6 protein-coding genes are annotated in these 14,208 nt (G+C 70.9%); 1 reads left to right on the top strand and 5 read right to left on the bottom strand.

The genetic code is table 11. The annotated features are described in order from the left end of the window. Positions 1 to 34 precede the first annotated feature (34 nt). Complete coding sequence (locus tag ACQPZO_RS20025; protein ID WP_433343056.1) at positions 35 to 2,245, bottom strand: M4 family metallopeptidase; 2,211 nt, start codon at positions 2,243 to 2,245, stop codon at positions 35 to 37. A gap of 434 nt (positions 2,246 to 2,679) precedes the next feature. Here ACQPZO_RS20025 and ACQPZO_RS20020 point away from each other — a divergent pair, with 434 nt between their 5' ends. After that, a complete protein-coding gene (locus ACQPZO_RS20020) occupies positions 2,680 to 3,072 on the top strand; it encodes a hypothetical protein (protein ID WP_433343055.1) in 393 nt (130 codons plus the stop codon). Between the two features lie 216 nt (positions 3,073 to 3,288). On the opposite strand, the gene ACQPZO_RS20015 is transcribed toward ACQPZO_RS20020, so the two are convergent. Genes ACQPZO_RS20015 through ACQPZO_RS20000 form a run of 4 tightly spaced genes read right to left on the bottom strand, consistent with a single transcriptional unit; the run spans position 3,289 to position 13,715 of the window. Beyond that, positions 3,289 to 6,315: an AMP-binding protein gene (locus ACQPZO_RS20015; RefSeq protein ID WP_433343053.1), complete on the bottom strand. Its 3,027-nt coding sequence runs from the start codon at positions 6,313 to 6,315 to the stop codon at positions 3,289 to 3,291. Positions 6,316 to 6,343: 28 nt separating this feature from the next. Then, positions 6,344 to 8,131 carry a non-ribosomal peptide synthetase gene (locus tag ACQPZO_RS20010; protein ID WP_433343051.1) on the bottom strand — a complete coding sequence of 596 codons (1,788 nt, stop codon included), beginning with the start codon at positions 8,129 to 8,131 and terminating at the stop codon, positions 6,344 to 6,346. Beyond that, positions 8,128 to 12,375: an amino acid adenylation domain-containing protein gene (locus ACQPZO_RS20005; RefSeq protein WP_433343049.1), complete on the bottom strand. Its 4,248-nt coding sequence runs from the start codon at positions 12,373 to 12,375 to the stop codon at positions 8,128 to 8,130. Before ACQPZO_RS20005 ends, ACQPZO_RS20010 begins: the two co-directional genes overlap by 4 nt. Further along, positions 12,372 to 13,715, bottom strand: a complete 1,344-nt coding sequence (locus ACQPZO_RS20000) for an MFS transporter (protein WP_433343048.1) — start codon at positions 13,713 to 13,715, stop codon at positions 12,372 to 12,374. Before ACQPZO_RS20000 ends, ACQPZO_RS20005 begins: the two co-directional genes overlap by 4 nt. Positions 13,716 to 14,208 lie beyond the last annotated feature (493 nt).

Raw genomic sequence — 14,208 nt, 5'->3', positions numbered from 1 at the left:
GAATCCCCCGGTCCGGCGGCTGAGGGCGCAGCTATCAGCTGATGCTGACGTCGTCGATCAGGAAGATCGTGGACAGGTAGGCGTCTTCCAGGCCGGCGATCTCCAGGCTGACCGCCTTACCGCGGTAGGCACTGAGGCCGATCGTCTTCTGGACGTACGCGGCACTGGCGTTGGCATTGGAGTAGGTGGCCAACGTCGTGCCGTTGATCTTGACCTTGAGGGTGTCGTAGGCGATGGCCCCGGATTCCTGGGTGGAGACCCGCAACCAGAACGTCAGCTTCGGGCTCGCCGTGTTCGGCACGGCGATGTTGCTCTGCGACAGCGACTCGGCGGCGGAGCTGCCGTAGCCGAGCATCCAGGCGTACCAGCTGCCGCTACGTGCGGGCGCCAGCGTGGAGTTGGTGATGTCGTTGGCGCTCTGGGTCCAGCCCAGGGTGCCCTGCTCGAACGAGCCGTTGACCAGCGCGCTGCCGGTGGGCGGCGACGACGTCGCCGTCGGGCTGGCCGACGAGGACGGCGTCGGGCTGGCCGACGAGGACGGCGTCGGGCTCGCCGAGGAGGACTGCGACGGTGACGGGCTTCCGGTAGGGGTCGGCAACACGGTCCCGACGGAGACGGCTGCCCACGCCCTGGACACGATGTACCGCTCCTGCGACCCGGTGCCGTACAGGTCGGCAGCCGCGCTGAGGGTAGCGGTACGGGCTGCCGAGTAGTTGGTGGTCGAGGTCATGTACGTGGCCAGGGCCCGGTACCAGATCGCTTCCGCCTTGCTCCGGCCGATCCCGGCGAAGGTGTCGTTGTTACAGGTCGTGCCGTTATGCGCAAGCCCGCCGATGGTCTTGGCCCCAGTACCCTCGGCGGCGAGGTAGAAGAAGTGGTTGCCGATGCCGGAGGAGTAGTGCACGTCGGCCGTCGACGCCTGGCTGCTGTAGCAGGACAGGGAGTTACCGTCGGCGGCGGGGTTGTCCATCCGGCGCATGTAGCCGTTGCTGCTCACGTTGAGCTTCTCGCCGATGTGGTAGTCGGCCGGGTCGGCGGTGTTGGCGGCGTAGAACTCGACCATGGAACCGAAGATGTCGCTGGTGGCCTCGTTGAGGCCGCCGGACTCGCCGGAGTAATTGAGGTTCGCGGTGGCGGCGGTGACTCCGTGGCTCAGTTCATGACCAGCGACATCCAGCGAGGTGAGCGGGGTGTTGCTGTTCTGCGAGGAGCCGTCGCCGAAGGCCATGCAGAAACAGGTGTCGTCGTAGAAGGCGTTCACCAGGTTGGTGCCGACGTGTACGTACGCCGGGGCGCCCCTGCCGTCGTTGCGGATGCCATTGCGGTTGAAGGTGGCCTTGTAGTAGTCCCAGGTCTTGGCGAGGCCGTAGGAGACGTCCACGGCAGCGCTCTCGCGGCTGGACGTGGTGCTGTTGCCCCACGAGTTCGACGACTTGGTGAAGGCCCTGGCGTTCTGCGACGGAGTGGATTCCGAGCTGCCGTACGAGTCGTACACGATGGTGGAGCCGCGCAGCGCGTCGGTGAGCGTGTAACCGCTGCTGTTCTGCGTGGTCTCCAGGGTGACCTGGCCGACGTGGATGCCGTTGCCGGTACCGGAGACCGGCTGATGCACCTCGTACTGGTCGAGCACGGCGCCGCTGGAGGCGTCCACGACCACCGCCTCGCGCGAGTTGGCGCCCACTTCGCCGGCGCCGGTCACCGTGGAACGGTAGGCCAGCACCGCGACCTTGCCCACGGCCCAGACCACCAGCTGGCTGCTGTCCTGCTTCGTCGTCCGCGGCGACCTGACGTGCTTCGCCCCGCGCCGCGCACGGGCCGAGGCGTCCTCGACGCTGAGGCGCGGGGAGGTCGCGCCATTGATCTTGATCGTGCCCTCGTGCGCCCAGGTGACCCCGGCGACCTGGTTACCCACAGACCGGTGCACGACGAGATCGCCGCCCACGATCGGCAGGCCGTCATACGTACGGTCGTAGCGCACGTGCCGGGCGCCGTTGTCATCGACCAGCACATCCTTGGCCACCAGGCGCTCCTTGGGCCCCAGGCCCAGCACCTTGGCCACAGCTGTGGTCTCCTGAGCCGCCGCCGCCAGGGCATCCGACCGATCCTGCACACCTAGCGGGCGGAAGCCACCAACAGACGGTGTGGCGCTGCGGGCTCGCGAGGGCAACGCAGCGTTCGCGACCCCCACAGTGCTCAGCGTGATCGCCACCGCGGCGATGACGGCCAGCGCATTCTTCTGGTTCATCACGTTCCTTCCCTCCGAGCCGTTGTCGATGAGGAGGCCCAAAACCGGTAGGAAAGGGTTCAGGCGGGGAGCGGCGGCTCGGTGCAAGGAAGCTAGGACTGGCGACCGTGGACGCGGTACGCCCTCATCCAGGTGGCAAGGGTCCCGCAAGGGTGGGCAAACGGTGATTCCCCTTGCCACACGGCCGGACTCCCCCGCTTTCATGGAGCTTCTTGACCGTGGCGGATGCTCGTGGTGCACCCTCCCGCCGCCCTGGACGCGATGATCGTCCGGCCCCTGTTCTCGGCGGTGAACTGCCATGAGCGGCACTACGGCGGGTCGCGACGTCCTCCTCGGCTGGCTTCCCTTGAAGGGTTCCCCCGCCCGGCATTCTTTGCCAGGATTCACATCACGTGTGGAAGATTTCTACACGCTTCGACTGGGGAGGACGAATCATGCGAATCCGCAGCATGGTGAGTGCAGCCGTACTCGCTGGGGGCCTGGTCGCCGCAGCGACGCCGGCCACCGCCGCGCCCGCCGCCGCGCCCCAACAAGAATCGGCGTGCTCGCTGACGGTCACCAACCTCTACTACTCCATTGGCATGCAGACCGCCTTCGCCAGGCTCTCGGGCGGATGCAGCGGCCCGATCGACATCGCCCTGGAACGCGCGGACGCGCCCGCCGGCCCGTACCAGGAGGACCCGGAGACGCTCTACTACCTGCAGCAGTCCTCCGACGGTACGGCAGCCACCGCCTACTTCATGGACCCCGCCGAACGGGGATACTGCCGCGCGAGGGCCAGCTTCGACACGCTTGTCGTGTACTCCCAGAACCCGGTCGGCTGCTAGGGCAGCGGACGGACGAAGACCAGCACGAAGGTCTCCGCGAGCGGGGCCGCCCGAGACGATGGCGGCCCCGACGGCCATGTCAACCGTGACGGGGCCAGGACCAGGCCCGTCGCCGCGACGGCCAGGGCGGCCAGGGCCGGGGCTGCCTGCTTTGTCGATTTCCCCCCGCATGCGCTGGCCGTAGGTGTAGATCTGCGCTGCCAGGGTTGATGTGCGTTATCCCAGCGTGTGCAGGGCGTCGTCCATCTCGGCGAGCAGGCGCACGGCGGTGTCCTCGGTCATACCGTCGGCCCGCCACAGCATGATCAGCGACCAGGAACCGTCCGGGCGGGGAAACGCTTCGAACATCAGCTCGACGGCGGTGGTGGGGGGCCGGACCCGGACCCGTTCGACAACGACGTCCGCGCCCATCGTCACCGGTGGCGTCTCCGCCTGGAGCACCGCCCAGACCTGGAAGAAGGGATGCCGGGACCGGTCCGGCCGCAGCTCCCGGACCAGCTCGTCGAAGGGGATCCGGGCATGCTCCAGAGCAGCGACCGTGCTGTCGCTGACCGCCCGCAGCAGCGTTCCGGGCTCGCTGCCCGGCACGTCGTACACCGGCACCGCGAGCGGGTTGACGAAGTACCCGATGATCCGCTCGGTCTCGGTGTCGAACCGGCCAGCGGTAACCGTGCCGATAAGCAAGTCGGGCACCCCGAAGACGGTGGCCACCGCCCTGCCGGTGGCGGTGATCAGGGCCGACACCGGCGGCGCCCCGTTCGCGGCGGCGGCCCGGTGCAGGGCGGCCACCGTCTCCGCCGTCACCTCCAGTTCGAGTTCCCGCCGCGGCGCCTCACCCACGGCCGACGGACGCGGCAGAAACGGGGCCGGCGCACCCTTGAGGGTGTCCCGCCAGAAGGGCAGTTCGGTACGACGCCAGTGCTCCAGGTTCTCCTGCTCCCACACCGTGAAGTCCCGGTAGGAGACCGGCCCGCCCGGGGGCGGGCTGTCCTTCCCGGCGAGACGGGCCGCGTACGCGTCGGCGAGGTCCGCCAGGAAGACCGATTCGGACCAGCCGTCGAACGCGACATGGTGCACGTGCAGGCAGAGCAGGTGTCGACGCTCGTCGAGCCGGCAGATCCGGGCCCGGACCGGGATCTCGTCCTCCAGCTCGAACGGGCGGCTCCACCAGTCCATGGTCGCCTGCTCGGCGGCCAGTTGGACCGTGGCCACCGCCGGGAGGACCACCTCCTCGACGCTGAGCACGACGGCGTCCCCGTCCAGCACCTGCTGGATCGGGGAGTCGTCGTCCCAGCCGTAGCTGGTGCGCAGCACCGGATTGCGCCGTACGACGTCGGTCAACGCCTGCCGCAGCACGTCCGGGTGCGGGGTGCCGGTCATCAGATAGGCCAGCACCAGCATGTTGTCGGCCTGGCCGGGCGCGGTCTGCTCGGCGAGCCAGAACCGGCGTTGCGCGTGGGAGAGCGGGGCCGGGCCGCTGGCGGCAACCGGCACCAGCGGCGTCGCGGCCCGTGGCGCGGTCGCGTCGAGCGCGTCGACGATGCCGGCCAGTGAGCGCCGCCGGTAGATGTCCGCGATCGTGCAACGGACACCGAGGCGGCCGGTCAGCCGGGCGGCGAGCCGGATCGCGTCGAGGGAGGTGGCGCCCGCTACCAACAGGTCGTCGGAGGCCGTCACCTCCGGCAGGTCGAGCAGGTCGCGTACCTCCGCCAGCAGCGGGTCCACGGCGGCGTCGGCGGCCCCGGCCGGGGCGTGCGACACCAGCCGGTGCAGCTCGGCCTGGTCCAGCTTGCCGTTCGGGGTCAGCGGTAGCCGGCTGACCTGGTGGAACCGGGTCGGGACCATCGCGTCGAGCAGGGTGCGCGCGACGAAGTCGCGCAGTGGCGCGAGCTCCACCGGACGCCCGTCGGTGGAGCTGAAGACGCAGGCCAGCTCCGCGTCACCGGCGCGCCGCGTCACCCGCAGCACCGCGCACGAGGCGATCGACGGGTACGACCGCAGCACCGCCTCGACCTCGCCCGGCTCGATCCGCACACCACGGATCTTGAACTGCCGGTCGATTCGGCCCCGGTACCGCAACTCGCCGTCCGGGCCGAGTTCGCCACGGTCACCCGTGCGGTAGTAGCGGACACCGTCCCGGTCGAAGAACCGGCGCGCGGTCTCGTCCGGGTCGTTGAGGTAGCCCAGGGCCAGCCCGTCACCGGAGAGTGCGATCTCCCCGGTGCCGTCGAGGAGCACCACCCCGGTCTGCGGCACCGGCCGGCCGATGGGCACGTCGTCGGTGCCGTCCACCAGGTCGGCGTGGGTCACCACGTGGGTGGTCGCCGCCATCGAGCACTCGGCTGGCCCGTAGAGGTTCACCAGGTGCAGCTCCGGTGCGGCGTCGAGAATCCGGCGCAGGTGCGGGGCGGACACCCGGTCACCGCCGACGACCAGGACCCGGATGTCGCGGAACAGCTCCGGGCACTCGTCGGCGAAGACGTTGCACAACGAGCTGGTCACCCAGAGGGTGTTCACCCCCCGGGCGATCCCGGCGCGCAGCGCCTCGGCGTCCAGGGCCGGCTGGTCGCGGTCCATCAGCACACAGCGACCGCCGTTGAGCAGGGCCCCCCACAGCTCCAACGAGTGCATGTCCCACGGCACCGGTACGGCCTGCAACAACACGGTGGTCGAATCCAGCGGGATGGTCGGCGAGTTGACCAGCACCCGGCAGGTGCCGCGGTGCGGGGAGAGAACGCCCTTGGGCCGGCCGGTCGAGCCCGAGGTGTGGAACACGCTGGCCGGGGCGGCACCGTCGAGTTCGGGTCGACCGGTCGGCGCGTCGGGCGCCACCGGCCGGGGTGACCCGGTGAACACGTCCGGCGAGAGGCTGACCAGGCCGGTCCCGGCGAAGCGCTGCTCGTCGTCGGTGACGACCAGGGACACGCCGCTGCGTGCCACCACCCCGTCGACGCGGTCCCTAGGCCACCGGGGATCCAGGGGCAGGTACGCGGCCCCGGCCAGCAGCACGCCGAGAAAGGCCGCCACCCGCTCCGGGGTGCGTTCCATGTGCACGGCGACGACGTCACCGGCCGATACGCCGCCGGCCCGGACGGCATCCCGGGCCGTGCACGCCTGCGCCCACAGCTCGCCGTAGCTGACCCGGCGTTCCCCCTGCTGGACCGCCGTCGCGTCGGGTCGCTGGCGGACGCGGGTCGCCACGACCTGTTCGATCCGGTCACCGAGGGCGTACGGGCTGTCCATCGGCTTCACTCGATCCCCGCTGCGCCCGTCACGCCGGCTCGCCCCCCGCCACGGACTGGTCGATCAGGGCCGCGAGGTCGGCCAGGACGGTGTTGGACAGCAGCGCCTGGAACGGCAGCTTCACCCCGAGGTCCCGGCTGATCCGCCGATGCATCTGGAACGCCTGAAGGGAATGGCCACCCAACGCGAAGAAGTTCTCATTGCTGCCGATGTTCTCCACCCCGAGCAGCCGCTCCCACAACTCGACGAGATACCGCTCGGTGTCCGTACCCGGCGGCAGGTAGCTGTCCCGGCGCTGGCGGTGGGCGTCCAGCAGTTCGCGCAGCGCCGCCATGTCCCGCTTGCCGTGGTCGGTGGCCGGGATCTGCGGCACCACGATGAAGTGACTGGGCACCATGAAGTCCGGCAGGTCACCTTCGGCCTGGGCCCGCAGCTCCGCGAGGCTGGGCGTGCCGTCGACCACGACGACGGCGATCAGCCGCCGGTCGTCAGCCGTACCGTCGGGCAGGACGGCCGCCTCCTGCACCTGCCGCTGGCGGCGCAGGCCCCGCTCCACCTCGCCCGGCTCCACCCGGTAACCCCGGATCCTCACCTGGTCGTCGGCCCGGCCGACAAACTCCAGTACGCCGTCGGGCCGGCGACGGACCAGGTCACCGGTCCGGTAGGCCCGGACCGGAGCACCGTCGTCGCCGGTGAGCGTGCAGAACCGCTCCTCGGTCAGCTCCGGTTGGTCCTGGTAGCCACGGGTCACCCCCGGCCCCTCCACGAACAGTTCGCCGATCTCCCCGTCGGCGGCGGGCCGCAGGTCCGGCGAGAGCACGTGGGCGGTCACCCCGGCCAGCGGCCGGCCGATGGGGATCAGGTCGCTCTCGGCGTCGGCCATCGTCACCAGGTGCGAAGTGCAGGCCGTGGTGATCTCGGCCGGTCCGTACATGTTGTACAGCTCACCGGAGAACCGGCCGCCGAGCAGATCGCGGCAGGCGGACGGCTGGAGCACGTCCCCGCCGACCCGGACAAGGCGTAGCGGGGCGAAGGCGTCGCGGTCCGCCCGGACCACCTGGTTGACCACCATCGTCGGGACCACCATCACCGTGATCCCGTACCGCCTGAGCTGCCGCTGGAAGTCGGCCGCCAGCAGATCCGGTACGTCGGGCAGCACGACCACCTCGGCGCCGACGGCCAGCGCCGTCCAGAGCTCCATGTTGAAGGCGTCGAACGACACGCTGGAGATCTGCCCGGACCGGTCGGCGGGGGTGAGCTGGGGCAGTCCCGGATTGAGCGCGAGCGAGACCAGGTTCCGGTGTTCCAGGACGATCGCCTTCGGCTGCCCCGACGAGCCGGAGGTGAACAGGACGTTCGCCGCGCTGGCGGGTTCGACGGCCGGCATCGGCGTCGGCTCCGACCGGGTCACCTCGGCCAGGGTGACCACGTCGGCGGGGAGCTCCCGCAGCCGGTCGAGCCAGTCCGGCGCGCAGATGACCAGTTTCGCGCCGCTGGTATGCAGCATGAGGTCGCGCCGGGCGTCCGGGTAGCGGCTGTCCACCGCGACGTAGGCGGCGCCCGCCTTGAGGATGCCGAGGACCGCCACGAGCAGGTCGACGGACCGCTCGGCGTAGAGCCCGACCCGGTCCTCGACGGCCACGCCCCGGACCCGTAGCCCGGAGGCCACGGCGTCGGACTCCCGGTCGAGTTCCGCGTACGTCAGTCGGCGGTTGCCGTCGCTGACCGCGGGGCGGTCCGGATGCGTCCGTACCGCCGCTCGGAACAGCCCGGGCAACGTGTCGACGACCACCGGCGCATCCGCTGAACCCGTCACGGTGTCTCTCCCCTCATCGTCAGCGAACCTGAGCTGTTCCCGCCGTCCTCGGCCGCCACGAGAGTCCGCACCAGCCCACACAGTCCGGCGAACGTCGGCGCCTGGACGAACTGCGGCAGGCGGAGCCGCACGCCGAGCTGGCGGCGCAGGTCCGCCAGCACGCGTACCGCGCCGAGCGAGTCACCGCCGAGGCGGAAGAAGCTGTCCGCCCGGCCGAAGCCGTCATGGCCGAGCACCCGGGCCCAGGCGTCCCGCACCGCCGTCTCCAGCGGGTCGGCCGGCTGCGCGGTACGGCCCTGCCGGGCCTGCACGTGTTCGAGCACCAGCCGCCGTGCGCGGTTCCGGTCGGCCTTGCCGCTGGGCATCCGTGGCAGCGCCGGCACCGTGACGATCACGTGGGGCACCAGGTAGGGCGGCAGGATCCGGCGCAGCCGCTCGATCGCGTCCTCCGGATCGAAACCGGCTGCGGGGGACCGCCGTGGCTCGCTGACCAGTGGCCGGCCCGGATCCACCGTGGCCCGCGCGGCGTCCCACTCCGCGTACCGCCGGGCGGCCGTGGCAGACCGGTCGAGGTAGGCGCAGAGCAGGGTGGCGTCCTGCGGGTCGACGCGGAGCACAGCGACGCAGCCGTGGGCGCGGGCGAGATCCACCAGCGCCGCCGGGGTCACCGGCACCCGGGGCTCCCGGGCCGGGAGCCATGCCGCGTTCTGGGCGTTCGGAATCCCCCGGACCACCGCCGGGTCGGAGCCGTCGCCCACCCGGGCACAGATCCCCTCGAACGACTCCGGGGTCTGCCAGGCGTGTTCACCGGGGATGCGGTCGGGCGCGGTCGGCGCCCCGGCCCTGGTCAACACCGCGTCGAACCGGAACGCGGACATCTCGCTCCATGCGACCAGGTGCTTGGGCCGCAGGGAGACCCGCAGGTCACCCCGGGACCCGGCGAGCCGGTACAGGTACCCCGGGTCGACGAGCAGTTCCCGTTCAGCGTCGGCGAGTTGGTCGGCCGCTGCGGCCAGTCGCGGCCCGTCCGCGTCCGGATGGCGTGCCTCTGCCATCGCCCGGTAGTGTGCCCGCGCCAGCGGCCACGAGCGGAGATCACCGAGGAAGATCCGGCCACCGGGCGACAGGTGGTCCAGGCACGCGCCCAGCACCTGGTCGAGGTACTCCCGGGTCGGGAAGTACTGGATCACCGAGTTGAGCACGATGAGGTCGAACCGGTCCGGCAGGCCGTCCCATTCGTCGGCCGACCTCAGTAGCGCCGCGAAACCGGGGCCCAGCGTCTCCCGGTCCGCGTTCAGCGCGTCCACCGACCGGGCCGAGATGTCGGTGGCCAGCCAGGTCGCGGCCTTCCGTGCCAGCGGCCGGGTGACGATGCCCGACCCCGCGCCGATCTCCAGCACATGCTCGAACCCGAGGCGGGTGAGCGCGTCGAGTGTGTGGCCGGCCCACTCCCGCATCACCCCGTCCGGGTACCGTTCGCGGGTCAGGCTGCTCGTCCAGCCACTGAACTCCGACCGGTCGAGGTCGGTGTAGACCTCTTCCCACTGGGTGCGCCAGTCATCGACGGCGGCGCCCGCCCCGTCGCGCTCGGTGGGCACCACCAGGGCCGCGAGGCTACGGTTGTCGTCGACCTCGACCGCGACGACCGTGGAACCGTTCACCCCCGGCAGCCGGTTGATCGCGCTCTCCACTTCGCCCGGCTCGATCCGGTAGCCGCGCAGCTTCAACTGGTCGTCCACCCGGCCGCGTAGCTGGTACTGGCCGTCGCGGGTACGCCGGGCCCGGTCACCGGTGCGGTAGCCGCGTCCGACCCCGTCGATCGTCTTGAACGCCTCGGCGGTCAGCTCGGGTCGGTTCAGGTAGCCGCGCGACAGCGCCGGACCACTGATCCACAGGTCGCCCCAGGTGCCTGCGGGGGCCGGACGGCCCCACCGGTCCCGCACGAGGAACCGGTTGGTGCGCAGTGGCACGCCGACGGAGATGTCCCCGGGGGTCATCTCCCAGGCCGACGAGTAGACGGTGGCCTCGGTCGGGCCGTACCCGTTGAACGCCTGTCCGGCCAGGCCCAGCAGCGCGTCGCGGACCTCCACGGTCAGCGGTTCCCCGCCGCAGATCGCCACCCGTACCCCGCTGTCGAGGTGTTCGGCCAGGATCCGCCACACGCTCGGCGTCGCCTGTACCACGGTCACGCCACGGTCCCGGACGAGTTCGGCGAGCCGGACCGGATCGGCCGCGATCCCGGAGTCCGCGACCACACACTCGATGCCCGTGGTCAGCGGCAGCAGCAGTTCCACCAGCGAGATGTCGAAGGTGACCGTGGTCGACGCGACCATCCGGTCGGCCGCGTTCGGCCGGACCAGCCGCTCCATCTCCGCGATCAGCCCGGCCAGGCTGCCGTGCTCCACCAGCACACCCTTCGGATGGCCGGTGGAACCGGAGGTGTACATGACGTACGCCGGTGACCCGGGGTCGGTCAGGAACTCCCCGACGGTCGGACCGGTGTCGTCGTCCTCCCCCAGCAGCACCGCGGTGCGCCGACCCAGCTCGGGGACCGCCCGGTCGGCGACCAGCACCCCGATCCCCGCGTCGTCGAGGATGAACAGGTTGCGCGGCAGCGGGTTCTGCGGGTCCAACGGCACGTACACCCCGCCCGCCGCCCAGATGCCCAGCAGGGACACCACGAGATTGACACCCCGGGGAAGGTACGAGCCGACCGGCACCCCCTCGGTGACACCGGCGGCGCGTAGCCGGGCGGCGAGCCGGAGAGCGGCCCGCCACAGCTCACTCCGGGTGAGCCGAACCTCTCCACAGGTCACCGCGACCGCGTCGGGCGCGGTGCGGACCGCGTCCGCGACCAGGGAGAGCACCGGTGACGGCACGGCCGTCACCGGCTCCGACCCGTCGGGCCGCTCGGCGACCTGTTCCCCGGGGAGCAGGTCGATCTCGCCCACCCGGACCCCGGGGTCGGCGAGACCGCGTCGCAGAACCTCGACGTACGAGCCGACGGCCTCGGCAATCGACCGGTCGTCGAACAGGGCCGTGCGGTACTCGAACCGTACGTTCAGTCCCTCGCTGTGGGGCGCCAGATCGATCAGCAGGTCGAACTTCGCGCCGGCGGGGTAGACCGGACGGGGGTGCGCCCGGGTCGACCCGAGCCGCAGGTGGATCTCCGGAACGTTCTGGTACGTCATCATGACCTGGAACAGCGGATGTGTCCCGGGGGTCCGGTCCAGATCCAGCGACCGGATGATGAGGTCCAGCGGGGCCTCGCGGTGCAGCAGCGCCTCGAACGCGCGGGCCTGGGTACGGCTGATCATCTCGTCGAACGACGGGTCGCCGCTGAGATCGAGCCTGATCGGCAGCGTGTTGACGAAGAAGCCCACCGCCCGCTCGGTCACCTCGTCGCGGTCGTCGGCGACCGGTACACCGATCACCAGGTCCACCACGTTGCACCATCGGGCGAGGAAGACTCCGAGCACCGACATCGCCACCACGAACGGGGTGGTGCGACGCTCGGCGGCCAGCTTCCTGAGTGCCTGCGCCGTCGACCGGTCCAGCTTGTGGGTACGGATGCCACCACGCCAGTCGAGCAGATCGGGGCGGCGGGCCCGGTCGACCGGAAGGTCGAGTTCGGCGGGTGCTCCCTGGAGCGTCTCCCGCCAGTGGCTGACCGCCTCCTGCTGCGTCTGCTCGGTGCGTTCCCGCCGTTGCAGGGCGGCCAGTTCGGCCATCCCCGGAACCGGCGGCAGTTCCGTGCCGGCCCCCTCGGCACCGGCGCCGGCCAGCCCCGCGTAGAGAGTGGAGAGATCCTCGGCCAGGTTGGCAACCGACCAGCCGTCCACCACGGCGTGGTGCAGAATCAGGGCGAGCAACGCCTCCTGCTCGGGCAGCGTCCAGAGCGCCGCCCGGAACACCTCACCGCGCTGCAGGCTCAACGGCCGGTCGAGGAATGCGGCCAGCTCGGCTTCGGCCTGCGCGGCTGCCTGCCCGGTCGACACCCGCAGGTTGCCGCCGGCCGGCTCGTCGACCAGCATGTGCACCTGGTCGCCGTCGTCCACGAACGCGCAGCGCAGCGCCTCGTGCCGGGCCACCAGCGCGTCCACCGCCGCTTCGAGGGCCGGCACGTCCAGCTCGCCGTACACCTGCCAGACCAGTGGCACGGTGTAGGCGGTGCCTCCCTCCTCGTGCCGGTCGACCAACCACAGTCGACGCTGTTCAGGGCTGGCGGGCACCGGCCGGCTCATCGGGTTGCTCCCTCGGGTTGCGCCGTCGGCACCGCTTTGCCCGCGACGCTGTCGATGGTGGAGGGGACCGGCTCGGGGTTGCTGCCGGCGGGGGTGTATCGGACGCGGGTGCGCTGTGCCCACCCGACGACCGGCCCGGTCGCGGCGGCGAGCAGCAGGAAGATGACGACCAGGGCGAGCCAGCCCACGCCGGTCCAGACGCCCACGAGGTAGGTCACCAGGACCGGACCACAGATCGACCGGATCGTCGAACCGAGGGAGTGGATGGCCCCGTACTCGCCCTGGGCGTCCGGGTGGGCCAGCTCGAACCGGAGAGACCAGTCGGCGGCTGCGGCGCGCAGCTCACCGGCGGTCAGCAGCAGGACGCCAGCGGAAAGGACGGCCCCGGCCAGCACGGCGGTGTCGGTCCAGGCGGTGACGCCGAAGATGGCGCAGGCGAGCGCGGCGGCCAGGCTGCCCTGGATGAGGGCCCGGCGAGCGTCGGGCACCGATTTGACGTTGCGTGCGGCGCGGACCTGGAACAGGACGACGAGCAGGGTATTGGTGATCATCAGGCCGGCGAAGATCGTGGCCGGGGCGTTGGTGTGGTGGGCGATCCACAGTGGCAGACCGATCACCAGCACCGTGTCAAAGATCGAGACGAGGCCGGACAGGATGGACACCGCGAGGAACGGCGGATCGCGGAAGGCGCCTCTGGGACCGGTCCGGACGGTTTCCCGCCGGCCGGGCACCCGGGGATACTGAAGGCTGATCGCGCTGACCCCCAGGGTGAGCGCCGCGTAGGTGACCAGTAGCACGACGAACGCCGTCCGGGTGTTCACCGCGAGCGCGACGCCGGCCAGGGCGGTGCCCACCGAGAGGCCGATGTTCGCGATGCTCCGGCTCCGGGCGGCGGTGGCCACCCGGCGCTTGTCGTCGACGAGCTGCGCCAGGAGCGCCTCCCGGCTGACGCTCGCGCCACGTTCGGCGATGCCGAGGGTGCACATCAGGATCAGGAACGACGCGACGCCGTTGATCAGCGGCAGGCAGGCGAGCAGGAGTCCCTGCACCGCACCGGCTCCGATGGTCATCTCGCGTGGTCCGATCCGGTCGATCAGCCGGCCGACCGGACTGGCCGCGAAGATCCAGACCGAGGCGGTGAGGGAGAAGCCGAGCCCCACCTGCACCGCCGACACGTCGGCGAAGGTGGAGAAGTAGATCACGCTGACCGCGGTGTAGAGACCGAACCCGACGCACCCGACGAGGGTGTTGACGAGCAGGATGGCCTCGACCTTCGGCAGGTCGCGGACGCTGGCCCACCAACGCGATGGCCAACCGGCAACGCCTCTGAAGCTTGCCACCTGACTGATCGTCCTTCCGCCTCGATGCTTCGCCGGACCGTGGTGCGCTGGCCGCACCGACCCGTGGTGCTGGCGCTTCACCCGCGCCGGCGGCCAGATCCGGCTCACCTACGACCACCGCCGGACCGGGCCACCGGTGGGCGGGGCCGACGGGGTGGGTGTTGGCCACCCGAATGGGGCCTGAGCAGGGGAAACCCGCCGGTCGACCTGGCCGGGTCGCGACTACGGTCGGGGTATGCGGCATCCGATCGGACCATGCCGGTCGTTACTGGTCGACCGGTCCACCGGGGACATGGATCAGAGGATGCCGCCTGACGACATGCCGATCGGGAGACGGTCGGTCATACCTGTGTGCGTCCACCAATTGTTACGTCGCCACATCTCCCGTGGTCACTATCTGTAGCCGCAATTAGCACATGCAACATAGTTGATATCTGATGCGGCCCCGACGCTAGCAGGAGTCGGTTGCGTGATCAAGAGCACTCAGGGCGCC

This window comes from Micromonospora sp. CA-111912 (assembly GCF_050948415.1).
Taxonomy (GTDB): domain Bacteria; phylum Actinomycetota; class Actinomycetes; order Mycobacteriales; family Micromonosporaceae; genus Micromonospora.
Note: the sequence above shows the minus strand (reverse complement) of the source record. Positions and strands in the feature narration are given on the sequence as shown.